We start from the raw sequence: 26519 nt of genomic DNA, 5'->3' as shown, positions 1-26519 counted from the left end.
CCTGTAAAAACATTATATATGATTCGCAATTTTTTCACTATTGCCTGGAGAAATATCTGGAAGAACAAAATGTTCTCCTTTATAAATATAGCTGGATTAGGTATCGGTATGGCATGTACCATAATGATATTTTTATGGGTACAGTATGAAAAAAGCTGGAATAAAACACAGGCCAACTACAACCAGGTTTACCAGGGGTTTTCTACAAGAAATTTTAATGGAGAACTCACCACTGGCTCAGACCTTATGTTTCCCCTTCCAAAAGCAGCAAAGGAAAATTTTCCGGAAGTAGAAGGTTCTACCCTAGTGTCTTATGGAGAAAACACCCTCTTTACCGCTGGAGAAAAGAAAATTAAACGCCCTACCATTACGGTAACAAGCGATTTTTTTGATGTGTTCTCTTATGATTTTGTGCATGGCGATCCCTCAGCCATAAAAGAACCGGATGGCATTATTCTAACAGAAAGTACTGCAAAAGCTATTTTCAACAATACCGATGTTGTAGGAAAAATATTAGAACTGAACCGTCACAGATCTGTTACCGTAAGAGGCGTAATCAAAGACATTGTACCATCCTCTACGCTGGTATTTGATGCAATTATTCCTTTTAACCTGAGTTCAGACTGGATCAAGCAATCCATTAATGATTGGGTAAATTGTAATAACCGAACGTTTTATAAAGTAAAAAACGGGACAAACATTGCCCAACTGGAACAAAAGTTTTTGAACCTGATCAAGAAAAACTCTCCAAGTGAAAATCCTACTACAAGAGGCAGTTTACTATTGCAACCCATGAGTAAATGGCGTTTATACGAAGAATTCAGGGATGGTAAAAATACCGGCGGCCGCATTCAGTACGTAAACCTGTTTACATGGATTGCCATTATCATCTTAATTATTGCCTGCGTAAATTTCATGAACCTCTCTACCGCACGTTCTGAAAAAAGAGCACGCGAGGTAGGTATCAGGAAAACATTAGGATCAGAGAAAAAGCAATTATTGGCGCAGTTCCTTTGTGAATCTTTATTAATGACCATCTTTGCTTTTGTATTCGCAGCATGCATTATTTATGTTGGCTTACCCCCTTTTAACAGGTTACTAAAGCAGGAAATACCCATACCCTTTGCACAAGCTCAGTTCTGGTTCTATACTTTAGGCATAATTATCGTTACAGGATTAATTGCAGGAAGTTATCCGGCATTCTATTTATCTGCCATGAAACCTGTTAAAGTGTTGAAAGGCAGTTTTCTGCCTGGCAAACGTGCATTACTTCCCAGGCGTGTATTGGTTACGGCGCAATTTGCGGTGTCGATTATCCTGATTTCTGCTACGCTCATCATTTATCAACAAATAAAACATGTGCAGAACCGAGACTTAGGTTATGATACCAATAACCTGATCATGGTAACAGCTAATAATGACGCAGCCAAAAACTACGAAGTGTTGAAAAACAGCTTACTGGCTAGTGGTTTAATTGAAGCAGTAAATGTAACCAGTTTACCAGTAAGTGACATTTTCGGATTTACCTCTGGTGTAAGATGGGTCGGTGCTCCGGAAGATCCTAACCTCGTTATTGGCTTTCTTGGAACCGGTGAAAATTTCACCAATATCATGAAGGCTAAAATGATTGAAGGCCGTGATTTCAAAGCAGGTGATTCCAGTGTTGTAATGTTTAATAAAGAAGCCATTCGGGTTATGAAATTGAAAAATCCGATTGGCTCCACCATTACCTGGGGCGGTAGAGAAAAAAGAATTACGGGTATTATTGATGACCTTATTATGACTTCTCCTTTTGCGTTACCTATTCCCTTAATGATTTCATATGAACCTAATTGGGTTGGCAGCATCAACATCAGGGTAAAAGAAGGCGCAGATGTTAAGAAAGCGGTGGCCCTTATCGAAAGCAATTACAAGAAATATATCCCCGAATACCCATTTGAATACAAGTTCGCTGATACCACCTTTAACGACAAATTTTCGAATGAACAACTTATTGCTCGCCTGGCTTTCCTATTCGCAAGTCTTGCAATTTTCATATGCTGCCTTGGCTTGTTCGGACTCGTTTCTTTTTCCATAGAAAGAAGAACAAAGGAAATAGGTATTCGGAAAATCCTGGGAGCTTCTGTTCAAAGCTTACTTACACTTATGTCGAAGGAGTTTTTTGTACTGGTACTTATTTCGTTTGCAATTGCTATCCCGATTGCCTGGTGGTTAATGAGTGAGTGGTTAAGCAATTTTAGCTACAGGATAAATATGGGCATTGGTATATTCTTCCTGGTGGGTTGCATCACTTTGCTTATTTGTATGATAACTGTTGGACTAAACGCTTTCAAAACAGCTACATCAAATCCGGTAAAAAGTTTGAGAACTGAATAATCTAACATACATGCTGCAAAACTTATTTAAAAACGCTTATAGAAGCCTGATTAAACAGAAAAGAACATTAATCATTAACCTCAGTGGGTTATCGATTGGCATGACTGTTTCTTTACTTATTCTAATCTGGGTAGTTAATGAAATAAACTATGATAATTACCATAAACAAGCAGACAACATATATCGGATTACCAATCATATTCAGGTCTCCCCAGATGAAACCTGGGTATGGGAAAATTCTCCTCTACCCTACACCAAGGTAGCAGGTTCTCAGGTACCTGAAATCAATAAAGTCGCAAAAATGATTTCCGGGAATTGGATCCCACTCATTTTTGAGCACAATAGCTCGTTGATTAAAGAATCAAATATTGCCTATGTTGATTCTTCCTGGTTCTCTTTGTTTTCATATGATTTACTGGCAGGAAGTTTTACCGATTTTTCCAATAACCCATATAGCCTTGTTCTGACAGAAACAAAGTCAAAAAAATACTTTGGGAATGATAACCCTATTGGAAAAACGCTCAGGATGGATAGCTTAAACTATACTGTAAGGGCAGTTGTTAAAGATATTCCATCCAATTCAAGTTTCAAGTTTGATATTTTAGCTGATATATCCGCTTTACTTAAAGACCCCGAGCGGGCCAGAAATGAACAAAGCTGGGGCAATTTCAATTTCATAACATTTATTCGGCTTAATGAACAGAGTAATGCAAATAAAGTTGCAGACAAGCTAACAGAATTACTTCGTAAAAACAAGGAAGACAGCACCATTCGCACCAGCTTAGTTGGCTTAAAAAATATACATTTCGAAACTGATCTACAGAACCATACTTTTCCTCATACCAACAAGCAAATAGTAACGGTTTTCTTTATTATAGCCATACTTGTATTATTAACAGCTTGTATCAATTATGTAAACCTAAGTACTGCCAGGGCAAGTATCAGGGCCAAAGAAATCAGCATCAGAAAAATTAATGGTGCCAGTAATAAATCGTTGTTTATACAACTCATGACGGAATCTGCTTTGGTAAGTTTTGTCGCCCTATTGATAACAATTTTATTGGTTCAGGTAACCCTTCCTTATTTCAATCGTTTCACAGAAAATAATTTCAGCCTTAACTTTTCCAACTGGCAAATTCCTACGCTTATAATAGGCACACTTACTTTAGCTACCTTATTAAATGGAGTATATCCTGCATTGATACTCACTTCCTTTAAGCCACTACAAGTTTTAAGAGGAAGTAGCTTACCGGTAGTAAAAGATAGTTTTTTCAGAAAAGCACTAGTGGTAGTACAATTTACCATTTCGGTTACCCTTATTGGTAGTACGATTATTGCCTATATGCAAATGAAACATATACAACAGAGCAATAATCAATACCAAAAAGATCAGATTGTACGACTAACCCTACCCTGGAACGTTACTAAAGGAATGAAGCGAGAAGAAATTCCTGCTTTTTCCAATAAAATCAAATATTCGTTTAGTAAGATCTCCGGTATAAACCGTATTTCACAGGCAAATGGATCAATTCTTGACAACCAGAGTTCTTCTTCCGGCGGGTTTGACTGGGACGGAAGGAATAAGGATTTTAATCCAACCCTTTCCATCCTTTCTGGAGATGAAACATTTAAGGAGATGTTTAATCTTCAAATGATCGATGGACATTGGTTCAGGGATAATAACAAAGCCGACGAGCATGGATATATTCTCAATGAAACAGGAATAAAAGAGTTAGGCATCAGAAAGCCAGTAATTGGTCAGCGATTTACACGTGGTGGTGATACTGGAACAATTATTGGCGTTGTGAAGGATTTCCATTTCAGGAGTATGCACGAAAAAATCATTCCTTTACTCATCACCGGACAATCATCCTGGAAATCTACCATTTTTCTTGAAATAGCTTCAGGCAATACCAGCGAAAGAATCGCTGCAATAGAAAGAGAATGGAAAATATTATTCCCTAAGCTTCCTTTTGAATACCATTTCCTGGACCAGGATTTTGAAGAATTATATAAAACAGATCAGCGGATAACTACCCTCATGCTTTTGTTTGCCTTCATTACCATATTCGTATCAGCACTAGGCTTATTTGGATTAGCCGCATTTACTGCAGAAAGAAGGATCAAAGAAATTGGCATTAGAAAAGTATTGGGTGCGTCCGTCGGGAATATCGTTCAACTGATTTCCAAAGAGTTCATCTTATTGGTATGTATTGCCATTTTAATAGCAAGTCCAATAGCATGGTGGGCAATGTCGGAATGGTTAAGCAATTATGCATACAGGATTGACATACAGCTCTGGATATTCCTGGTTGCAGGTATTTTAGCAACAGTGATAGCACTAACAACAATCAGCATTCAGGCTGTTAGAGCAGCCACAGAAAATCCGGTTAAAAATTTGCGATCAGAATAATATAACACTGTACATAAAACCCGTATTATGTTTAAAAATTATCTTAGAACTGCATTAAGAAGTTTGTTCAAAAACAGGTTTTACACTGCCATTAACATCTTTAGTTTAACGGTAGGCTTATCCTGTTGCGTACTAATTACCTTATACATTGCACATGAAACAAGCTATGATAAATTTCACAGTAAGGGAAATCGTATTGCAAGGGTTATAATGGAGTATAGTTTTGGCGGAAGCGTAACTACGGGCAACTTTACCAGCACCAAAGTTTTACCTGCCTTCAAGAAACAGTTTCCTCAGATTGAGGAAGGGGTCAGGATGATACAGTATGAAAGGGTAATATCGTATGAAGACAAACTTTTTTCTGAGAAGAAAGTAATGTTTGCCGATTCTACCTTTTTTGATCTTTTCGATTTTAAAATGGCGCAGGGTAACCCCAAAGCGGCTTTATCTGGATTAAACAAAATTATTCTTACAAAAACAGCCGCATATAAATATTTTACGAATACCGATCCGGTTGGTAAAATTTTATATGTAGGATCAAACCGTATACCCTACGAAGTTACCGGCATTATGGAGGATATTCCATCCAACTCACAAATGCGTTTTGATATGCTGGCTTCCTTTTCCTCTCTGGAAGCGAATCAGGACAGAACGTATTGGAATGCTAATTATACTACTTATCTGCTTATGCGAAGTCCGGATGATATTAAAACAGTAGAGGCAAAGATTCCTGGCTTTATAAAAGAAGAAATGAAAGACCAGGGCAGTGTTTATCTCACTTATTTCCTGGAACCACTTTTTAATATTCACTTATTATCTCCTTACGATAGCTTTGAACCGAATAATAATATTCAGTATATCTATATCATAACCGGGGTAGCGTTATTGATTTTATTGATCGCTTGTTTTACCTATATTAACTTAAACACTGCCAGATCCCTTGAGCGTGCAAAAGAAGTAGGCATCCGTAAAACAGTCGGCGCATCCTTCAAACAAATTTTTGTTCAGTTTATGGGCGAATCGGTTATACTAACCGTAATTGCCACTTTACTTACTGTAGTAATCGTATGGCTTGTTTTACCACTATTCAACCAACTTACAGATAAAGAAATTCCACTCAGTCTGTTTTATTCAAAAACGATCCTTCTGGCATTATTAGGATCTATGCTGGTTATTATTTTCTTATCGGGCAGCTATCCAGCTCTAGTTGTTTCGCGGTTTCAGCCGATTAAGGTACTGAAAGGATCATTTGCAAGATCAGGTTCAGGTAATACACTTAGAAGATCCTTAACGGTATTTCAATTTGGTATTTCACTTTTTTTATTGGTATCTACTTTTATCATCCAGAAGCAATTACACTATATCAGGAGTAAAAATATGGGGTATACCCGCGAGCAGGTACTCATGCTTCCTTCTGATAGTAAAATTACGGCGACGATCAACAGTTTCAAATCTGAGTTAAAGAAAGTACCCGGGGTTATGTATGTTAGCCGTGCGCAAAATGCGCCACATAATATTATTGGCGGATACAATATGCGAAGTGCACAAATGCCATCAAATGCTCAACTGAATGTTAAAGCAAATCCGATAGACGAAGAATATATTCCTGCCACGGGCATTGAAATATTATATGGATCAAATTTTACTGAAAAGGATATTGCCAGTGTTGAACAATATACTTTCGACATGGATCCTTCACTTAAAAACTTCCCTTTTATTATCAATGAAACTGCTGCAAAACAGTTGGGGTTTGATCCGGCAAAAGCGGTAGGAAAAAAAATGTTCCTTGACGATACCAGACCCGGATATGTAAAAGCGGTTATTAAAGACTTTCATTTTCAATCAATCCATAATCCGATAGGCCCACTGGTGCTTTTCCCAACACAATGGAGCAGTGTCATTCTTGTAAAAACAGCAAAAGGTGATATCAGCAATATGCTTTCAGGAATTGAAAAGCAATGGAAAAGCATGGCCCCGCACCGTCCCTTCCAATTCAAGTTCCTTGATGATGAGTTCAATAAAATGTACACTTCAGAATTGCGACTTGGAAAAGTATTTAACATTTTTACCGGCATTTCTATTTTATTAGCCATTATTGGGTTACTGGGACTATGCTCCTATGCTGCGCAGCAACGAATCAAAGAAATTGGTATTCGTAAAATTATGGGGGCAGGTATTACGGATATCATCAAGCTAATGTCGGGTGATTTTATTAAGCTTTCCCTTATTTCTATGCTTATTGCATTCCCACTGGCATTTATCAGCATTAATAAATGGCTTCAATCATTTGCCTACAGGATAAATATTGAATGGTGGTTATTCCTACTGGCTGCCATAATAGGACTTAGCCTCGTTCTTTTAACTACCGGCATTCTTGCTGCCCGTGCTGCGTCGATTAATCCGGTGAAAAATTTAAGAACTGAATAATAAAATACACATACAATGATTCAACTACAACATATTTTCAAATGGGTAAATGCCGGCAGTAATCGTGTATTTATTTTGAAAGATATTAATCTTGAAATTGAACAGGGTGCTTTTGTCTCTATCATGGGGCCTTCAGGTTCAGGCAAATCCACTTTATTGAATATTATTGGCATGCTCGATCAGGCATCAGAAGGTGATTATATCTTCGAAAACACATCTGTTTTTTCCCTGAAAGAAAAACAGCGCTCGCAGTTGTACAAAGAAAATATTGGTTTTGTCTTTCAGGCCTATCACCTGATCGACGAATTAACCGTTTATGAAAATATCGAGACACCATTACTCTACCATAATATTAAACAGTCGGAGCGGCAGGCTATGGTAGCGGATATACTGGACCGTTTTAATATAGTGGGAAAAAAAGACCTATTCCCTTCTCAACTTTCTGGTGGACAGCAGCAATTGGTTGGCGTAGCAAGGGCCATAATTACTAAGCCAAAATTGCTATTAGCAGATGAACCTACTGGTAACCTTAACTCATCTCAGGGGGAAGAAATAATGGAGTTGTTTAAAAAACTGAATCAGGAAAACGGCACTACGATTATTCAGGTAACACATTCGGAAAAAAATGCCGCTTATGGCAACAAAGTAATTGAACTGCTGGATGGCAGGATTGAAAAAAAATAAAGATGAACAGGAAGATTATGAAATACTTTATTGTTTTAGCATCCCTTATATGGACAAAGCATGCTGTTGCGCAAACTAAAAACGGACCGCTTAGTCTGCGAACTTGTATTGAAACAGCGATAGCCTATAATTTACAGGTTAGACAAACTGCTTATCAGCTTGCCACGGATAAAACAAACCTTCAACAGGCAAAAGCAAGCCGCCTGCCGACGCTTAATGGTAATATTTCACATGGTATTAATCAGGGTAGAAGCATTGATCCTTTTACCAATAGTTATGTAAATAGTGAAATTACACAGGCTAACTATGGCATCAACAGCAGTATTACTTTGTGGAATGGATCCGCCATTAACAATTCTATCAAACAAAATCAACTAAATGTTCAGGCAAGTGAAATGAGCTGGCAGCAGGAGAAGGATAATGTAACCATCAATATTATCCTGGCCTATTTACAGGTTTTAAGCAGTAAGGAACAATTAGGAATAGCAGAGAAACAAGTTGCTGTAACGAAGGGGCAGGTAGACAGACTCGAGATATTAAATAACAGTGGTGCCATTGCTCCTGCTACGCTTTATGATATGCAAGGCCAGTTAGGATCAGATCAACTTTCTTTATTAAGCACTAAAAATAGTCTCGAAACAGCAAAAATTACCCTTGCACAATTAATGAATCAGCCCTACTCCCCTGATATGGAACTGGAGCCGCTTGATTTAACAACTGCAACACAGCTATATGAAGCAAATGCGGAACAAGTGTTTCAGACAGCTTCACAACAACTGGCTATGATTAAAGCCGCCCAATTAAGACACGAAAGTGCCCGCAAAGCAGTATCAGGAGCACGTGCACTTCTATTACCTACGTTAAGTCTGAACGGAGGATTGGGAACCAATTATTCAAGTGTGGCAAGCAGGCAATTATTATTGGGAACTACTGATGTTGCTACTTCACAATATGTAACCATCAATAATACAAAAGTTCCTGTGTTTGCTCCTCAAAGCAGTTTTAGTTCCCAAAAAATAGGATATGGTGATCAGTGGAAAAACAATTTCAACTCATCCATAAGCATCAACCTGCAAATACCTATTTTAAACAGAATGCAAGGCAAAACGAGGATCAGACAAGCTATCATTAATGAGCAAAGAACTGCTTTTGAATCAGAAAGTATTAAAACACAAGTTCATCGTGCAGTAGACCAGGCCTATGTTAACCTAAACACTTCTTTTGAGCGCTATAAGACTTTGGAAAAACAAGTTGCTGATTTCACCGCTTCTTTTAAAGTTGCCGAAGTTAGGTTTAACGCCGGTGTAAATACAGTAGTGGAATATATGCTGGCAAAGAACAATATCGACCGTACCAATGCAAATTTTATCGCTGCCAAATACGATTACATATTGCGCATGAAACTCCTGGATTTCTACCAGGGAAAAGCGTTGTGGTAGGCCATGGACGATAGACCATAGACCATAGACCATAGTCCATGGACCATGGACTATGGTCTATGGTCTATGCCCCCCTATTTATAGTTCCTTTCTAAGTACAACAATCTGACCTAAGTGATAGGCATCATGTTGCAGGCATCCAGTTAGCAACTGATAATAACTTTGTTCTTTCTTGGGTGATGGATTATCGAGCTGGTCTGAAGGAAAATCATGGATTGCTTTTACCAGGGAAGTGTTAACTTGTTTAAAATGTTGCAAGGTTTCCTTCCATGTTGTTTCCGTAATTATTGAGGGTTGATAAAAATCGGTCATAGGTGGGTTTCCTAATGTTCCATTCATTCTTATCATCACTGTTTCCCGCCAATAGATGATATGATTTACCAATTGCCAGATACTGTTAAAGCCTTCCCCCTTTCGGGCACTGGCCTGTTCCGCACTTAACCCATCAATCGCCTGAATAAAATTCAGTCCAATCCAACATTCTCCATCATAAAAGGCATTAAATAATGCCGCTATTCTTACCGTTTCTGTCATAACATTTTAGCAACTTCTTTATCCGAAAAGTTACCATTTAAATATACTCAATCCCCAAATAAAATCCCTTACCCCAATTCCTTATTTCTTATTCCCCTTCGACAAGCTCAGGGCAAGCTCTATTTCTTATTCCTTATTTCTTATTCCTTATTTCTTATTTCTTATTTCTTATTCCCCTTCGACAAGCTCAGGGCAAGCATTATTTCTTATTTCCCTCCATTAGCTTTCAAATCAGCCAAACAATTGGCATCCAGTGCAGGTACATTATTATTGAGCATATTCATCAAACCGTTTGTTTCAATACTATAATACATCAGGCAGTTGCTATTATTACAATGTGCTTTATGGGCTTCGTCTTCATGTGGTGTGCTCATCGCAGTACCATTATTGGTAAGTCCGAGTAGGTGACCAATTTCATGTAATAAAACCCCTGATTCTACTTTCACCCTGCTTGCCTGGTTAATACCGCCACTGTTGGCCTGAATGGTTTTTTCAAACACGCATAATGCTGTGTTTCTGTAGGCAACCCCTACTACACCATTTGTAGAAAAATCTGCGTCGGCAAATATCAGGTATAGCGTTATCCGTGAACCATCAGTATAGGCTGTTCGATAACGATCGGTGTAATTGGTTATATCGGAAACATTGATGGTAGGCTTACCGAATGAAGCAACCTGTTTGGTTTGAACGATAATACCACCGGGTTTTTGCAATCGATCCGACAAAAAATTCGATAGATTGGTAATCGTTTGTGTTTGTGGCTGCATTCCGGGAGCATATTGAATTTCTACCAGCAGACTTGAATAATTATCGGCTGCCAGTAAAGAGGCTGCTGAACTTCCGGCCGATTGTTTATCGACATTGGTAGTGGGGCCACTGATAATATTGCTGGTAGTTTCCTTTTTACAACCCGAAATGGCTATGGCCAAAAGAAAAATAAGGTAGTTTTTTTTCATAAAACTGCATTTGAAGGCGTTGATACAGGTAATAATGAAAAAATGATGCCAAAAATTGATAAAAGGTTGAGACAACTTTGGACTAGCAGCTTTTAGCCATTTAAGTCTGGTAGGATGGAACACAGATTATCATGATTTTCAAGATCTTTCATGATAAATCCTGAAAATCATAATAATCTGCGTTCTATTAATGACAGATAATGCATTAACAGCAATCAAATATTTACTTAGCAAGCATATTTTAAATTACCGAATTCGCAGTCCTACACATTTATACCAATAATAGCAGAAAGCCTAAAGTGACCGCCAATCAAGGCTAGAGGCTAGAAGCTCGCAGCCTATTGTCCCTGATTCAACCCATGAAGATTATTCGACTCAGGAGCCATACATTTGGTAATTAATTGATTGGAAATATGAGTAGTCCTTATATAAAAGAAGTATCAGTAAGATGGAGCGATTTAGATCCGAACTTTCATTTGCGCCATTCAGTGTATTACGACTGGGGTGCTTTTGTGCGGATGTCGTTTATGACAGAAAATGGTATTACCCCATCCTTGTTGATGCAATTACATACCGGACCAATACTGTTTAGAGAGGAATGTATTTTTAAAAGGGAAATAAGTTTTAGTGATAAAGTGACCTTGAATCTCATGCTCAGTAAAGCCTCACATGATATGGGACGCTGGAGTATGAAGCATGAAATCTGGAAAAACGGTGATACCCTGAGCGCAATCCTACATGTAGATGGAGCCTGGCTCGATACCAAAATCCGCAAACTCACAGCACCCCCTGATTCTTTCAGGGAGGTTTTTGAATGTGTACCTAAATCGGCTGATTTTACCTGGATTGAAAAATAATATTATTCCGGCTTAGCGACCAATGCAGCTTCAATTGATTTTTTAAGCCAGGGTACTGTCCCATTTCCATAGCCGGAAGTATGAAATGTAACGAGCCCTTCTTTATCAAGCACTACATGTGTAGGATACATAGTTATACCATATTGCGCAGCGGCATATCTTCCTCCATCAACGATGCCATAGTTAAAGGGCATTTCTTTTAGAAAATTTTTCAGGTCATAGGCTTCATCTAACGCAATTGCCAGAAAAACAACGTCTTCCCGACCTTTGTATTCAGCGGTCAGATTATTTAAGTGAGGTATTTCAAGTCTGCAGGGCGGACAATTGATGAACCAGAAATTCAACACAACCACTTTCCCTTTCAGGTCTTTAAGCTGGTACTTTTTCTTATCGAGTGTTACCAGCTTTATGTTGCTAATGCTTTTCCCTGTGGAGAAAAAACTGCTTTCCCTTGGTTTGGGTGCACGGGCATCACGCTCCCTAATCTCATCTTCACTCATGCGAAAAAGCAGGAATTCTGGGGGATTTGCATTTGCGTTTACTATTCTTATACCATATTCACCTGATTGTATCAATTTCTGCCATACTGCGTACGGATATAATATTCCAGCAGAATCTTTTACTACTGACCTGTCGTCAAGTCTAACTTTTGTAGTGGGTGCCTGAGCACCTGCAAGTAATACTGTTGTAAATGCCAGGATAAATAAACAGATTCTCATAACAAGGTTTATAAACTTAAATTACAACAATTTTTAACATAAAAAAAGTCCTTGACGATTTTACACGTAAGGACTTTGAAATGAATTGATAAGGGTATTAATATTCCCAGTGGAAAGAAGCTCTTGCAGTTTTCACATTCCTGCGAACTTTCCAAAGGTCGATAGCACCAAATGAAGTGCCCGATTTTTCTTTTTTTGCGTTGATTACATCAACAGCAACAGTTTCTTTTACTTCTCTTACCAGTTCTTTCAGTTCTTCTGCTTCTATTTGGACAATAGAAGGCATGACATTACTCTTCATAATATTTCGTTTTATTCTTTACAACAAAGTTTCTGTGAGCAGTATCAGGGGGAATTTAAGTCAATCGTTGGTGCAGAATGCAAAGCGAACCCGCGAGATGTTATTACCTGCTCATTTTCAGGGTGCAAAATTACTACATAACAGGCTCATAAAAAAATAAAACAATAAAATACTTGTTAAATTGGTCCTCAGGAGGTTTGAGTGGTTAAATCTGGTGTTGATTGGTCACAAAGTGGCACTGCCCCCCTGTTTTTGCGGACAATACGCGAGTATAAACTGATTTCTTTATCGAATAAGAAGCGGAAAAATAGTTTTGTCCAGGAAGTATGGTATGACAGTGAATTATAAAAAGAAGGTGCCGTTTCTCTGATCTTGGGTAACCTGTTCCATGGTATTGAAGGAAAATCGTGGTGTTCATTATGATAACCCACATTAAATGCTACCCGGTTAAATACTCCATAGTAGCTATAGGTTTCCTGTTCTCCGTGTGTGAGATAATGTTCCTGAATCCATCGTGCACCCAGTGGATGCAAGCCAACTGAGAAGAAAAAACTCAGTATCATAAATACCAATGCTTTTGGGCCAAAAAAGATGGTAATTGCTGAAACAAATGCGATTTGCGCTACCCAATTCAACAATATCCATTTATCAAAAGGTTTGATCTCTTTTAGTCTTGATATACGAAACAATTGAAAAAAGGGATAAAACAACAACCAGATTACTTTCCCGATAAAATAATTATCGATCAATTTTGCTTCCCAATGATTGGGCAGATCGCCATCAAGTTCATGTACTCCCTGAAAAGAATGGTGCTTGATATGGTACCTTTCAAAGGATACAGAACTGGGAAATATCAGCGGCAGGTTTGCGAATATCCCTGCCAGCCTGTTAGCAACGGGTGATTTAAAAATAAGTCGGTGCGCACATTCATGAATCATTACAAATAATGCATGATCAATAAATGCACCAATAATATACGCAGTTGCCAGTACGATCCACCAGGATTGTGCACCCAGGAACCATCCAATACAGGTTTGAGCAACTACCAGTAAGAAAATAGCAATAAAAGTTAGCTTGTTCTTACCAATCAACTGTCTGATCTGGGGATGAGCTTTGAGAATTTTTTTGGTCCTATGACGATGGGGTTCTGATTCCTGAGAATAGATAAAGCTTTTCGTTGGCTGCATATCCGGACAATATATGCATAAATACACAGATAGGGCATTAATAGAGCAATTATCTGAATACGATGGTGCAACATGAAATATGTGTAGGTTTCCGAAGACCGTATTACCTTTATCAAAAAAAGACCTTGAAACAATTCATTTATGCAATGCTGGTGCTGTTGATGGCATGCGGACAATCGCAGAAACCTTATACAAATGCAGAAAATGCACTTGATGCAGGCCGTGAATTTATTGATGCCTGTTTAAAAGGTGATTTTGCCCGCGCAAAATGGTATATGGTGGATGATAGCACCAATCAGGGGCATTTGAACAGAGCTGAAACCAAATACAGGAATTACGATAAAGAAGGGCGGCAACAATTGAGGTCTGCTTCTATAAATATCAGCGAAGTAAGCGATGTAGATACAGCAACTTCAATCATTTATTATAGTAATTCTTTTGATCAGCAACCGCTTAAGATTAAAGTGATTAAACAAGCAGAAAAATGGCTGGTTGATTTTAAATATACCTTCAACCCGAATTTATAACCCAGTAGATTTTCAATTGAACCATAAAGCAAGCAAATATGCATAAAACAGTTCTTCACCCCTGGCATGGTGTTCATTACGGCGAACAGGCTCCGCGTATTGTAAATGCAGTTATTGAGATACCGCAAGGCTCAAGGTGTAAATATGAGATTGATAAAGAAACAGGTTTATTAAGACTAGACCGTGTTATCTTCTCATCTTTTTATTACCCTATTAATTATGGTTTTATCCCACAATCTTATGGTGGAGATAAAGATCCGCTCGATATATTGGTTATTACCTCTTTATCGGTGCAACCACTTACATTAATGGATGCCAAGGTAATTGGGGTTATGCAAATGATAGATGGGGGCGACCCGGATGATAAAATTATTGCCGTAGCGGCAACAGACCCTGGTGTTAACCATTACAATAATATTGAAGAACTGCCCAAACACTTTTTTGACGAATTGAGGCATTTCTTTGAGGAATACAAAAAACTTGAAAACAAATCAGTAGTTGTTGAAGATTTTGGCGATAAAGCCAAAGCACTAACTATTGTTCAGGAGGCGATTGACTTCTACAAAGAACAATTCGGCCACAAATAACATATATGAATAGTACAACGATTGTTTTATTGGTCCTGATAGGCCTTGCAGCAGGTTTTTTAAGTGGACTTGTCGGAATCGGAGGTGGTATAATACTGGTACCAGCATTGGTTTTATTACTTGGATTTACCCAAAAACAGGCCCAGGGAACTTCATTGGGTATTATGCTATTACCTATCGGGATTCTTGCGGTAATACAATATTATAAACAGGGATATATCAATGTTAATTACATTCTAATCGTAGCCGTGGCTTTCGTGGCCGGCAGCTTTTTGGGAAGCAAACTGGCACTCTCCCTGAGCGATGAGAAAATGAAGAAGGTATTTGCCGTGCTTTTATTTATCCTGTCTATTAAAATGCTTTTTTTCGATCGTTCGGGCGATAAAAAAGCACAGGCAAGTAATACTCAGGTTCAAAGGACCGAAAAAAACCATGAAAAAGGCTGATGCCGATTCAAGGCATCACCCTATCTTTGCCAAAATTGAAAAAAATGGAAGCAAAAAAATCCACTGCCAAATATTGGGCACTCTGCTTTTTCTGGTTAGCCCTGATGATCGTATTACTGATTGTATACCGTGAGTTTTTCTGGCTGGCTTTACCGGGCACTGTTACCTATTTTGCCAAAGGCATGGATATTATGTAAGCTATTTTCAACCGTATGTATAAAAGAAAAGCAACCTCAGGGTTGCTTTTCTTTTATACATACCTTTTAATGATTCTTAACTGATGTGTTCGTTTTCCATTTCCCGAATGAACAATGCCCATATTATCGATTCGGTCGATCCTGACCTGTCCGGAAGCATGTATAATTGTATCTGGACCTAACATAATCCCTACATGCGTAATTTTACCCTCCGGATTATCGAAGAAAGCCAGGTCACCACATATTGCTTCCTGTAAAAAACCAACTGTTTCCCCTTTTTCTGCCTGTTGATAAGCATCTCTGGGTAAATGTTTTCCGAAATGACGATAAACCTGTTGAGCAAATCCACTGCAGTCTATTCCAAATACCGTTCTTCCTCCCCATAAATAAGGACTATTCAAATATTGCATAGCAATAGAAGTTATACTACTTTCATTGAATTCAGCCATACCGGTTTTCCAGGTTTGGCTGGAATAGATGAAACGATGTTCGGGTAATACCAATTCTCCGTTTTTAAACAGATGCAAAGGTGTACCCGCTCCTATCATGATAGTTGTACCGTGGTATTGAAGTGCTGATGCCCATCCCGTACTAAGCTGGTCAGATTGCGTATCTGGTGCATGCTCCAAAAAAATCAATTGCGACTGCTGACACCATCCTTCATAATCATCGTATAATGTTTGCACCAGTACAAAATCGGTACTGGTTTCTTTTACCATTGCAAGTTCTCCAAATAATAACTGACTCACCATTTCTGACCTGTGAGAAGGCTCTTTACGCATAGGAACAACTGCCACAATAGGCATAACAAAAGACATATCGAATATTTGTGTTCAAGATATGGAATTTTAAAGGTTGGGCATCTAATAAGAAATAGCTATTTTAAAGCGTGCATTCAGGAAAGTATTCACATATCAGCGATAACGAACTGTTGGAATTCTTCTATGCCGACAATAATATTGAATGGTTGGGTATTTTGCTGGAACGCTATACTTACCTCCTGCTCGGTGTTTGTATGAAATACCTGAAAAACGAAGAAGAGTCCAAAGATGCCGTACAGCAGATATTTTTAAAAGCCATAACAGAACTGGGTAAATACAAGGTTGACTACCTGAAAAGTTGGCTATATATGGTAGCCAAGAACCATTGCCTGATGAAACTGCGCGACAAACATGTGATTGTGTCTGCAGAAGAGCAAAAAGGACTAACTGCGCCTGAATCTGACAAGGATGCACTGATTGAGAAAGAAATTACCCTTAATTATCTTGAAAAGGCATTAGAAGAACTCAATGACGAGCAAAAAACATGTGTAACTTTATTCTATCTGCAAAAAAGAAGCTACCAGGAGATTGCTGATACGACCGGGTTCTCTCTTTTACAAGTAAAAAGCCATATTCAGAACGGAAAACGAAACCTGAAAATATTGGTTGAAAAGAAAATGAAACAAGCCTGATGAGCGACCTGAAAGACATATTACAGGATGATGATGGATTAAAGCAGGAAGACCTGCTCCGCTATCTGGAGGGTAAAACTTCAGCAGAAGAGCGCTATGCCATTGAGAAAAGGATGGCCGATTCTGAATTTATCAATGATGCTGTTGAAGGCTTACAAGATTTTCAGGATAAAAGAAAGTTAGATCAATATGCCAGACAATTAAACCTGCAATTGCAAAAACAAACTTCCAAAGGCCGCAGGAATAAACGCAGGAGACAACTCAATAACCAACAATGGACCTTAATAACCATTGTTACGATTCTCTTGTTATGCATATTGGCTTATTGGGTTATCAGGATCTACCAACATAATGGTTGATTATCTGCACAACCGCTTAATTAAGGTTTTATGCTGCGGAAATATTTTTATCAGATTTGATGCTTCTGCCATTTCAAAATCGGCGAAGTCAAAAGCAGGAGCCACGGTGCATCCTACAAAAGAATATTCTCCACCCGGTGCTGTTTCAGAAGCAAACCAATAACCAGCCGGCACCACATATTGATAAGTAGTACCAGGACTGTTTCCCAGTTGAACGGTGGTTAATTCACCTTCCGGAGTTATCACATGAACCAATAAAGTATCCCCTGCATAAAAATGCCAGCATTCATCGGACTGTATCCGGTGAAAAGCAGAGAAATTGGCTTTCTCTAATAAAAAATAGATTGCGGAAGAAAAAGCACGTCTGCCTTTGAAGCGATCCGGCAGGGCATTATGCTCAATATGTTCATCGGATTTATATGTTTCACGATAATACCCCCCTTCCGGATGCGGTATAAGCTGAAACTGTTCAATTAGTTGCTTCGCAGGTAAATGCATGTCCAAAGATCAGGTAATCAGGATTAATTTTTGCGGCAGTGAGAAATATTCATTCTTAATTTTTTCGAGGTTTTCTTTTTTATTGAAAAGATCATAATACTCATCGATATCAATATTATTGTTTTCCTTGTTAACGTAAACCGGGCCTGATACAGAACTGTTTGTTTCGTTTTCAAACAATGCTGTCCGAACAACACCACTAACGGTAGCTTCTTCCTGCAGGTGACATTTGTTTTTACAGATTATATTTCCCTCAATAAGTCCACCAACAACTATTTCATGGCATAAGATATCACCGCTAACAGTGGCTTTACTGTCTACGATAACCTTATTGTTACAAAAAATAATGCCTTTGAAATCGCCTTCTATCCTGATTGGTGAAATGGTTCTGATGATGCCAAAATAAAAGCCCCCCGAGACAACCTGAACGGCTGGCAGCATGGGCTCTGATTTGTTTTTTTTAAGGAAAAACATGGGATTGGATTGGTTTTATGAGGAAATGGACGTTTAAGATAGCCAAAATATGTGGTTTTACCTCGATTATAACGCGATTCCTAAATGTTTACAAATAAATAATAATTTGTATCTTGACCTTCTAACCGCCAACAGGCCTTAGCTTTGTGTCTGTTATACGTTTATAAAAAACCAACACATGAACAAGTTCAGGGAGCAATTATTGCATGATCCCAATGCAAGTTTCGGCACACAGTCTTTCCCGGAAGACAAACAATTGTTGATTACTAAATCAACCAATGTATCTGGTATACTTGATTCAGAGAATGACATTATTCTGGACGGTAATTTCAGTGGTGTATTGTACAGTAAGAAAACTGTTCATATCACTCCTACTGGTGTAATGACCGGTGTTATCATCTGTAATGATATTAAAGTGGAAGGTGAGTTTGAAGGATCTGTGTATGGTTTAAGGGTTAATCTCTGTAAGGATTCGGTATTAAAAGGAAATATCCATTGTACCATTATCAATACAGAAATGAACCAATACGTTGATGCGAATATTAAACTGATTAGCCTGGAAGCTGCTGCTTTTGAAAGTAGTTCAATGGATTTGTTTACACACCTGAAAGAAGTATTTGGTAAGAATAATAAGGACAACAATTACCTGAATATTTTCCAGGAGAAAATGAACCTGGTTAAGCCTTCCAATAAATTTTACCACCAGACGATTTACGTGGCCCCTAATCCGGGAACAACGGCTGCACCTGAAAGCGACGACACTCCTGAAACTGAGTCTTAACAGATCTCAGTTCATCATAAAAAGTAAAAGGGATACTGTTCAGTATCCCTTTTACTTTTTATACTCATTTGATATGCTATGGTATCCAGATTTTATAAATCAGGTAACAAATAAGTCCGCCTATTAAAGCGATCAATAACCCATTTACCCGTTTTTTCTTTAAGAAGAACAGCATCACCAACCCACTCAATGAAACAATGATCAGGAATGCTGCCGATAGGTCAATAACCCATTTCCAGGCATTTCCGCTGTCGCGTCCCTTATGAAGGTCGTTGAACAATGCGATAACCCCGAGTTTCATCTCTGTTAATTGCATGGCACCGTCTTCCCTGTTTATAAATGCATCGGCGCTATATCCTGGTCCACGAAAGGACACCATGCATTGGTCGTCCTGGATCATAAAATCACTTACATATCCCTTGATACCATATTGTTTTCGCAGCAACTCAACTACTTCCATTTTTTTAATTAGAGCAGTATCAGACATATTAACCCAACTGGCAGGAATAGAACCTTGTACTTTATTTTCACGTTCAACAGATTCATCGAACCATTCGAGATGGTTTAAGGTGATTCCGGTAACAGAAAAGAAAAGCACGATTACAAAACTGAACATCGACAGGTAAATATGTAACCAACGAGAATACCTGGCTGTTAATTTTTTCCACTCAGATTGTTTAGCTCCGGCTTTTTTGTCCTTTGTAGCGGTCTGCTTAATTTCCATTCGCTTTCTTTTGAAAATCCAATGATGCTGAGCTTACTTCCAGGTTTCCGGGGATATCGATATGTTGTGCTTTTGTCGCAATTTTTATTTCCTGACGCATCAACTGGTAAGTGCCGTGTTCTCTTGCTGCTTCAATATGAATGGTATAAGTACCCTGGCTCACCAGATTGCCTTTATCATCTTTCCCATCCCATTTAATGGTGTATTTACCGGGAGTTCTTGTTGCGCTGCTTGTTGAGCTGATGTTATTAGGGCCTGCAGAAAACTGATCATAATAAGTTGCATACCAGGTACGCATATCATTGAGCCATTTCGGTTTATTATACCATAGCGCCAGCAAACGGACTGGTTTTTTATCGGCATCGGTTACCCAGATAGCCACAAATGGCCTCCTTATACGTGTTCCTTCAATGGTTGCTAATTCAAGGTTGATGGCCAATTCATATTTATCGTTCCATTGTTTATCTGCAAAGTTGTTAGATACCGGTGCCGGGGCTGTTTTATTAAATGGCATGCTTGCATTCCAGCCTTTGCTTTCAATGCGCTTTCCATCTGCAGTAATGAGCATGTATGCTGCCCCGGGCACAGTTGCTACGAGTTTTTCGCTTTCTGCCGGACTCAACACATTTAAAGCAGTTGCCAGTGCTCCGGCATCGGTGGCATTATCTGCAATTACGGTAGCGCTGATTACTTCGCTGGTAGGGAAGCCGGTTCTGGGATCAACAATATGGGAATACCATTTACCTTCAATCATATTACCCCTTCTGTAGTTACCGCTGGTGGCGATGGTTTTATTGGCAACTTCAAGTTGTGCGATAGGAAGATCATTCTCTGCATCTGCTTTCGGGTTTGCTACAAGTACCTGTTCGGTATGTGTACCTTTTACCAGTATATCGCCTCCAATATTTACCACTACTCCATGTACACCTGCAACAGCAAGTGCTGCATCTGCTGCTTTTTGAAGGATATAACTTTTCGCAAATGAATTCAACATAAGCGCCGCATTGGTTTTATGGGTTGCGGTTTTATTTGTTTCATTTAATGAATAGTGCTGTTGACGAACTATGTTTAAAACTGCTGCTATTTCTGCTTCATTGGGCTTTCGGTTTTCTTTAGCAGTGGTTTTCCAAAGCTTACCTATAGCTTCTGCAGAGGCATCAAGTGCGCCATTGGTTCTGGCACGCCATTGCTCAAAGAGACCGAGCACTTCAAATAATTCAGCCGAAACCGGAGTGGCTGTATTAGTAGTACTTACCCATTTGCTGAATTCACTGTTTGCGTCGTAGCCACTTAATATTTTATTGAGCCTGTCAATTTCGTTTAATGCTGCCTGCTCTGCTTTGTTGGCAAATTGTTCCTGATCGGCAACAATTTTTATCTCCATAGAAGTACCCAGTACATTCTCATAATCGGCGATAAAGATTTTGGCGGGTTTTGTTTTTTTGGGTGTAGCGCTGGAGAAAAAAGCTAGCAGCAGTAAGAGGCAACTGATACGTCCGGATGTTTTCATGAAGTACAAATGTTTGTAGACTATTTAAAAGTTAATTTCAAATTAGGCATGCAAGAAGGCTAGAATAAGCGGTTAAAAGTAAAATCATTCACGCTGAACCATTTACCAGATCGGTAAAAAAGGCGTAAATAACGACCAAGTACTATTTCGCGCTAATGCTGTGATAACAGCATTAGATGGATGGATTTATCATAAGTTTAATGGACACATTGTCGAAATCGGTATAAAACTATGGGCTGCTGTCTTCTTGCTTCTAGCTGCTAGCCTTGATTGGTGCGTATTGCAGACTATCAGCTTTGACTGGAATATATAAGAGGGCATGCGATTTTTTATGATATCCCTGCTCAAAAGGAGTATTTAATTGTAGAACTTAAGCTAATGAAAGGTTCAGTTCATGATAAAAAAAGCCAGAAGCTAGTGGTCAGTATTGTCCGGGAAAATTTGACGACGATCTTTAGGGGTGTCTATGGTGGGCCACAGATCTTCATGATTTTCAAGATATATCATGTAAATCTTGAAAATCATGAAGATCTGCGTTCTTTTAATAACAGGAAGTGCAATAACAGCAATCAAATAATTTATTTAACCAGCTCATTATAAATTATCCCCCCTTCATTTATTCCATCAATAGCTGAAAGCCTAAAATAAGCACCAATCAAGGCTAGCAGCTAGAGGCTATAAGCTCGAAGCTCTTTTCCCTACGGTAATCCTCGAATATTCATACCTTTGCAAACTTACCGGGGTCGTACTGGTTTTGACAGCATATGGTACGGTTGGTGTAAGCATGCAGTGCGTTGGATAATTAGCACTTAAATCTGAATATTCAAACTTCAAATGGCAATACACAGTATGCCATGGCTGCCTAATCGGTGATTAGATAGTCATTTGGGCCGCCGCACAGGTTGATCTGTTACCAGGTGCCGCCGCCGACTCAAAATAAACACAGGTTGCTGCAACAGAAGGCTGTGACTGTTGCTTAAGACCATCCAGCTAAGTGTATTGTTGGTTTGTTCATGTCCGGCAGTATACCGACAAATAATCATGAAATAAGCATGTAGAAAGCTAATGGTAGCGATGTTTGGACAGGGGTTCGACTCCCCTCGACTCCACAAAGCAGGAGATACTTGAGATTTCCTGCTTTTTTTATGGATAACATTGAGTGTATGATGCCTCAGTTAGACAGAATTCGATCAGCTAAAAAACATAAAGGTGTAAAACATTGTATTTTTACCACTCATGAAATTGTCTTTATTACTTTTATGTTTACTGACTGGCTCGGGTATGATGGCAAATGACAGCGTTATCATTTCCAGACTATTACAACGACTGGATATATTACAAACAAAAGAAGATGGTATATTTCCTAAGGGGAGTTTCCCTACTTATCGCACGTATGCTTTGAAGAAGCAAAGACAGAAAGCTGATATCAACCCTTTTTTTACTGGTCTGATAGGGTTTACACTGGAAGACCTAAAATCCGAATTCTCACCCTATCAACATGAACTGGCCAACAAAATTATTCACCAATCATTTTCTGCATACCCGAAATTTAAAAACAGAAATGCGGATAGGAATACCTATAATTTCTGGCCTACCGATACTCCACGCATATTCACTTATAGTGGATGGCTAAATCTTTTCAACAAAAAAAGAGCACTTCCTGATGATTTAGATGATACCGTTATTCTATTGATGGCACAACGCAAAAGCGATTCCATCGCTAAAGAAGTTCATGATCTGATGCAGGGCTATACTAATAATGAAGAGAAAAAAATCAGCAATACTTTTCCTGAATATAAAAAGATTGGAGCATATTCTACTTGGTTTGGCAAAAAAATGCCGGTCGATTTTGATATCAGCGTACTCTGTAATGTGCTGTATTTTGTTCAGTTTTATAATCTTACATGGACCGCAGCAGACTCAGCCAGTTTATTTTTGATTGAAGACATGATTAAAACAAAGAAGCACATTAATTATTCCAATTATGTTTCTCCACATTATGTAACTGTTCCGAATATACTGTACCATATTTCCAGGTTAATGGCTTTAAAACCCATTCCTCCACTGGAAAAACTAAAGCCTCAACTAATTGAAGATGCAAAAGTTGCACTAAGTACTTCCACTGTTTTTATGGATCAGGTAATTTTAGGTACTTCATTATTGCGATGGGGTGTTAAACCACCTGTAATTAATCTTGGCAATTCCAGCGACACAAAATTCATTAACATGGTTGAAGATGAAAAATTCTGCTTTTTTATCGCCAGCATGGCATCTATGTTACCAGATTCATGGAAAAAAAGAATGACAAAATTAAAACTAGGTACATTCTATTACTATTGTCCGGCTTACAACCACCTGTTATTACTTGAGCATCTTGTGCTAAATAAAAAACAAAGCATGCAGCAATAAAAAAGCGTCACATGAAGTGTAACGCTTTTTTATTAAATAATTTATTTTGGACTATTTAAACAATCTCCAGAAATCCAGTCCCAACGCATACGCCATCAATCCCAACAACAACACCATTCCTACCATTTGCGCATATTCCATGAATTTATCGCCAGGTTTTCTGCCTGTGATCATTTCGATGAGTGTAAATAGCGCATGTCCTCCATCAAGTGCAGGTATGGGGAGAATATTCATGAATGCTAATACAATTGAAAAGATACCGGTTAGTGTCCAGAAACGCTGCCAGTCCCATTCGCCTGGGAAAGTATTCCCAATGCTGATTACACTACCGAGTGAATCATTTACGTCTTGTTTTCCGGTAAACAACTGTTTAAGACCAGTCATATACCTGTCTAATGCTTCCCAGCAACGGTTAAATCCTTCCGGAATAGCCTGTGCCAGCGTATATTCTTTTTCAACTGTTCCAAATATTTTGAAAGGAGATACTGCCCAAAAACCAGCTTTTCCTTTTTCATTTAGTAAAAGTCTTACCTGAACAGTATCAGCTCCACGCAATACAGATAATGTGATGATTGAATCTGCATAATTTTTTGCCAGTTGTTGGTATTCGTGGTAATAAGTAATTGGTTCTCCATTAAACGCTACAAGGGTGTCTCCTTTTTGTAATTTTCCGGATCTGAAAACTGCATCTTTTGCTGAAACGCTATCAACAATTGCAGGATAACGAGGCAGGATCATGCTTCCCAGTTTTCTGTTTTTCACCATTTTCTTGGTGAAATCCCCGGGAACTTTCAATGCTACCTCTGTACCATTGCGTTGTACTTCGATCGTTGCGGCCTCTTTAAACATGATTTCAGATTCAAGCGCAGAAAAGTTTTCAAGAGGCTTACCATTGATGCCCGTAATCAGGTCTCCATCCTGTACGCCAATTGATTTAGCGAGAGAGTCGGCATGAACACCATATTTAAGGTTTTTTACCGGCAGGTATTCTTCACCCCAAACCCAGGTGATGCCTATAAAAATAACAATAGCCAGTAGCACATTTACTACTACACCGCCAATCATGATAATTAGTCTTTGCCAGGCTGGTTTAGCACGAAACTCCCATGGTTGTGGGGGCAGTTTCATCTGCTCTTTATCCATGCTTTCATCAATCATACCAGCTATTTTCACATAGCCTCCGAATGGTACCCAACCCAGACCATATTCAGTTTCTCCCTTTTTTTTCTTCCATAGACTGAACCATGGGTTGAAAAACAGGTAGAATTTTTCTACACGGCATTTAAACCAACGCGCCGGTAAAAAATGCCCCAGTTCATGCAAGATCACTAAAATGGAGAAAGATAGAATAAATTGTCCGGCTTTAACTGCCACACTACCCCAGTCAATTGCTAATAAAGTCATACAGGTTTACTGATTGTTTTAGATGTTATACCTCATTTCGTGCAGTATATTGGTTGTGAAAATAGGCAAAGATTACATGTGAATCAAAGAAGCGGCGAAATTACGTGCCTCACCATCGCTTTCAAAATACTCTTCAAGCGTGGGTTTTTCGATAAATGCCGTTTTTTGCATGGTTTGGGCCACTACTTCTGTCATGTCGAGAAACCCAATCCGGTTTCTCAGGAAGGCAAATACAGCTATTTCGTTGGCAGCATTTAAAATACAGGGCATATTCCCCCCTTTATAGAGTGCTTCTGTTGCCAGTGCAAGGTTTCGGAAGGTTTTAGTATCTGGTTCTTCGAATGTAAGTGTATTGGGCTTTCTGAAATCATACCTGGGGAATCCATTAGGTATTCTTTCAGGGAATGCCATGGCATATTGAATCGGCAGTTTCATATCAGGTAAGCCCATCTGTGCTTTGAGGCTACCGTCTTCAAATTGCACCATGCTATGTATGATACTCTGTGGATGTACCAATACTTCAATTTGATCGGGATGAAGATTAAACAACCATTTTGCTTCAATCATCTCCAGCCCTTTATTCATCAATGTAGCCGAATCGATACTTATTTTAGCTCCCATACTCCAGTTTGGGTGCTGTAATGCGTGGTCACGTTTTACATTAACCAGAAAATTGGGCTTTTTGCCCAAGAACGGACCTCCGCTTGCAGTAAGTATGATCTTTTCTATTTTATTCCTGCCCTCACCTACCAGGCATTGAAATATGGCAGAATGTTCACTGTCAACGGGAATAAGCGGCACTTTTTTCTCCATGGCCATTCTTACTACAATATCTCCTGCAACCACCAATGTTTCCTTATTGGCCAAGCCAATGGCTTTTCCATTTGAAATAGCCATCAGGGTAGGTTTTAATCCCGCATAGCCAACAATTGCGGCCAGCATCATATCGTAGCAGTCCATCCCAGCAGCTTCCACCAATGCTTTTTCACCTGCAAATACTTTGACATCAGTATGAGCAAGTGCTTCTTTTACAGTGGTATATTTTTTTTCATCCCCAATCACCACTACATTCGGATTAAAAGTCAAAGCCTGTTTAATCAGTAATGCATCATTGGTTTGAGCAGTTAATATTTCCGCTGTAAAAAGGTCTGGATTAGCCGCAATCACGTCCAATGCCTGGGTACCTATAGATCCTGTAGAGCCAAATATGGCAATCCTTTTTTGATTCATAATTTCATTCCCAAAGATGCGGGCATA

General features: G+C 38.8%; 26 protein-coding genes and 1 other RNA gene. 15 read left to right on the top strand and 12 right to left on the bottom strand.

Translation table 11 applies throughout. The annotated features are described in order from the left end of the window. Positions 1 to 18 precede the first annotated feature (18 nt). From ACH30E_RS06075 to ACH30E_RS06055, 5 genes are read left to right on the top strand one after another with little or no spacing between them, the layout of a single operon-like run. Positions 19 to 2376, top strand: a complete 2358-nt coding sequence (locus ACH30E_RS06075) for an ABC transporter permease (protein ID WP_490824043.1) — start codon at positions 19 to 21, stop codon at positions 2374 to 2376. Between the two features lie 10 nt (positions 2377 to 2386). Beyond that, the gene (locus tag ACH30E_RS06070) at positions 2387 to 4789 is read left to right on the top strand and encodes an ABC transporter permease (protein WP_490824042.1); all 2403 of its coding nucleotides are present in this window, start codon (positions 2387 to 2389) and stop codon (positions 4787 to 4789) included. A gap of 27 nt (positions 4790 to 4816) precedes the next feature. Then, positions 4817 to 7216, top strand: coding sequence for an ABC transporter permease (locus tag ACH30E_RS06065; RefSeq protein WP_490824041.1), 2400 nt, complete (start codon positions 4817 to 4819; stop codon positions 7214 to 7216). A gap of 15 nt (positions 7217 to 7231) precedes the next feature. Continuing rightward, on the top strand, positions 7232 to 7900 hold the full coding sequence (locus tag ACH30E_RS06060) for an ABC transporter ATP-binding protein (protein WP_294995891.1): 669 nt from the start codon (positions 7232 to 7234) through the stop codon (positions 7898 to 7900). Positions 7901 to 7902: 2 nt separating this feature from the next. Continuing rightward, positions 7903 to 9339 (top strand): TolC family protein, encoded by a 1437-nt coding sequence (locus ACH30E_RS06055; RefSeq protein ID WP_490824040.1) that lies wholly within the window; start codon positions 7903 to 7905, stop codon positions 9337 to 9339. 78 nt (positions 9340 to 9417) lie between these two features. Here the strand turns inward: ACH30E_RS06055 and ACH30E_RS06050 are convergent, their stop codons facing one another. Together ACH30E_RS06050 and ACH30E_RS06045 are read right to left on the bottom strand one after the other, a co-directional pair. Further along, the gene (locus ACH30E_RS06050) at positions 9418 to 9873 is read right to left on the bottom strand and encodes a DinB family protein (protein WP_490824039.1); all 456 of its coding nucleotides are present in this window, start codon (positions 9871 to 9873) and stop codon (positions 9418 to 9420) included. A gap of 206 nt (positions 9874 to 10079) precedes the next feature. Continuing rightward, positions 10080 to 10829 (bottom strand): M12 family metallo-peptidase, encoded by a 750-nt coding sequence (locus ACH30E_RS06045; RefSeq protein WP_294995881.1) that lies wholly within the window; start codon positions 10827 to 10829, stop codon positions 10080 to 10082. Positions 10830 to 11242: 413 nt separating this feature from the next. On the opposite strand from ACH30E_RS06045, the gene ACH30E_RS06040 reads away from it, so the two are divergent. After that, positions 11243 to 11686, top strand: coding sequence for an acyl-CoA thioesterase (locus ACH30E_RS06040; protein WP_490824038.1), 444 nt, complete (start codon positions 11243 to 11245; stop codon positions 11684 to 11686). 2 nt (positions 11687 to 11688) lie between these two features. Here ACH30E_RS06040 and ACH30E_RS06035 read toward each other — a convergent pair whose 3' ends face one another. From ACH30E_RS06035 to ACH30E_RS06025, 3 genes are all read right to left on the bottom strand, one after another. Further along, positions 11689 to 12405, bottom strand: a complete 717-nt coding sequence (locus ACH30E_RS06035; protein ID WP_490824037.1) for a TlpA family protein disulfide reductase — start codon at positions 12403 to 12405, stop codon at positions 11689 to 11691. A 97-nt stretch (positions 12406 to 12502) separates the two neighbouring features. Further along, on the bottom strand, positions 12503 to 12706 hold the full coding sequence (locus ACH30E_RS06030; RefSeq protein ID WP_294995872.1) for a hypothetical protein: 204 nt from the start codon (positions 12704 to 12706) through the stop codon (positions 12503 to 12505). Positions 12707 to 12894: 188 nt separating this feature from the next. Continuing rightward, on the bottom strand, positions 12895 to 13893 hold the full coding sequence (locus ACH30E_RS06025; protein WP_490824036.1) for a fatty acid desaturase: 999 nt from the start codon (positions 13891 to 13893) through the stop codon (positions 12895 to 12897). Between the two features lie 125 nt (positions 13894 to 14018). On the opposite strand from ACH30E_RS06025, the gene ACH30E_RS06020 reads away from it, so the two are divergent. The 4 genes from ACH30E_RS06020 to ACH30E_RS06005 are packed head-to-tail and all read left to right on the top strand — an operon-like array spanning position 14019 to position 15650. Next, positions 14019 to 14420, top strand: a complete 402-nt coding sequence (locus tag ACH30E_RS06020; protein WP_294995866.1) for a hypothetical protein — start codon at positions 14019 to 14021, stop codon at positions 14418 to 14420. A 38-nt stretch (positions 14421 to 14458) separates the two neighbouring features. After that, positions 14459 to 15007 carry an inorganic diphosphatase gene (locus ACH30E_RS06015; protein WP_294995863.1) on the top strand — a complete coding sequence of 183 codons (549 nt, stop codon included), beginning with the start codon at positions 14459 to 14461 and terminating at the stop codon, positions 15005 to 15007. 5 nt (positions 15008 to 15012) lie between these two features. Continuing rightward, entirely contained in the window at positions 15013 to 15453 is a 441-nt protein-coding gene (locus ACH30E_RS06010; protein WP_294995860.1) for a sulfite exporter TauE/SafE family protein, read from the top strand. Between the two features lie 44 nt (positions 15454 to 15497). Further along, positions 15498 to 15650, top strand: coding sequence for a hypothetical protein (locus ACH30E_RS06005; protein WP_294995857.1), 153 nt, complete (start codon positions 15498 to 15500; stop codon positions 15648 to 15650). 53 nt (positions 15651 to 15703) lie between these two features. On the opposite strand, the gene ACH30E_RS06000 is transcribed toward ACH30E_RS06005, so the two are convergent. Then, entirely contained in the window at positions 15704 to 16468 is a 765-nt protein-coding gene (locus ACH30E_RS06000; RefSeq protein ID WP_490824035.1) for a C40 family peptidase, read from the bottom strand. A gap of 71 nt (positions 16469 to 16539) precedes the next feature. Here ACH30E_RS06000 and ACH30E_RS05995 point away from each other — a divergent pair, with 71 nt between their 5' ends. Beyond that, entirely contained in the window at positions 16540 to 17103 is a 564-nt protein-coding gene (locus ACH30E_RS05995) for an RNA polymerase sigma factor (protein WP_490824034.1), read from the top strand. Then, positions 17103 to 17462: a hypothetical protein gene (locus tag ACH30E_RS05990; protein WP_490824033.1), complete on the top strand. Its 360-nt coding sequence runs from the start codon at positions 17103 to 17105 to the stop codon at positions 17460 to 17462. The genes ACH30E_RS05995 and ACH30E_RS05990 overlap by 1 nt, the downstream gene beginning before the upstream one ends. On the opposite strand, the gene ACH30E_RS05985 is transcribed toward ACH30E_RS05990, so the two are convergent. Together ACH30E_RS05985 and ACH30E_RS05980 are read right to left on the bottom strand one after the other, a co-directional pair. Next, positions 17463 to 17960 carry a cupin domain-containing protein gene (locus tag ACH30E_RS05985; protein WP_294995845.1) on the bottom strand — a complete coding sequence of 166 codons (498 nt, stop codon included), beginning with the start codon at positions 17958 to 17960 and terminating at the stop codon, positions 17463 to 17465. A gap of 9 nt (positions 17961 to 17969) precedes the next feature. Then, positions 17970 to 18434 carry a bactofilin family protein gene (locus ACH30E_RS05980; RefSeq protein ID WP_490847330.1) on the bottom strand — a complete coding sequence of 155 codons (465 nt, stop codon included), beginning with the start codon at positions 18432 to 18434 and terminating at the stop codon, positions 17970 to 17972. 178 nt (positions 18435 to 18612) lie between these two features. On the opposite strand from ACH30E_RS05980, the gene ACH30E_RS05975 reads away from it, so the two are divergent. After that, positions 18613 to 19215, top strand: coding sequence for a bactofilin family protein (locus ACH30E_RS05975; RefSeq protein ID WP_490824032.1), 603 nt, complete (start codon positions 18613 to 18615; stop codon positions 19213 to 19215). A 76-nt stretch (positions 19216 to 19291) separates the two neighbouring features. Here ACH30E_RS05975 and ACH30E_RS05970 read toward each other — a convergent pair whose 3' ends face one another. Then, a complete protein-coding gene (locus ACH30E_RS05970; RefSeq protein ID WP_490824031.1) occupies positions 19292 to 19939 on the bottom strand; it encodes a PepSY-associated TM helix domain-containing protein in 648 nt (215 codons plus the stop codon). Then, positions 19929 to 21449, bottom strand: coding sequence for a DUF2271 domain-containing protein (locus ACH30E_RS05965; RefSeq protein ID WP_490824030.1), 1521 nt, complete (start codon positions 21447 to 21449; stop codon positions 19929 to 19931). The genes ACH30E_RS05970 and ACH30E_RS05965 overlap by 11 nt, the downstream gene beginning before the upstream one ends. A 739-nt stretch (positions 21450 to 22188) precedes the next feature. Here ACH30E_RS05965 and ssrA point away from each other — a divergent pair. Both ssrA and ACH30E_RS05955 read left to right on the top strand, forming a co-directional pair. Then, positions 22189 to 22561, top strand: a transfer-messenger RNA (tmRNA) gene (gene ssrA, locus ACH30E_RS05960). 124 nt (positions 22562 to 22685) lie between these two features. Continuing rightward, positions 22686 to 23858, top strand: a complete 1173-nt coding sequence (locus tag ACH30E_RS05955; protein WP_490824029.1) for a hypothetical protein — start codon at positions 22686 to 22688, stop codon at positions 23856 to 23858. 51 nt (positions 23859 to 23909) lie between these two features. Here ACH30E_RS05955 and rseP read toward each other — a convergent pair whose 3' ends face one another. Both rseP and ACH30E_RS05945 read right to left on the bottom strand, forming a co-directional pair. Next, entirely contained in the window at positions 23910 to 25262 is a 1353-nt protein-coding gene (gene rseP / locus ACH30E_RS05950) for an RIP metalloprotease RseP (protein ID WP_490824028.1), read from the bottom strand. Positions 25263 to 25334: 72 nt separating this feature from the next. After that, a complete protein-coding gene (locus ACH30E_RS05945) occupies positions 25335 to 26492 on the bottom strand; it encodes a 1-deoxy-D-xylulose-5-phosphate reductoisomerase (protein WP_294995824.1) in 1158 nt (385 codons plus the stop codon). Positions 26493 to 26519 lie beyond the last annotated feature (27 nt).

It is taken from the genome of Sediminibacterium sp. FW305-C-61, from assembly GCF_058231065.1.
The sequence above is the reverse complement of the archived record's forward strand: the minus strand, read 5'-3'. Positions and strand labels throughout refer to the sequence as shown.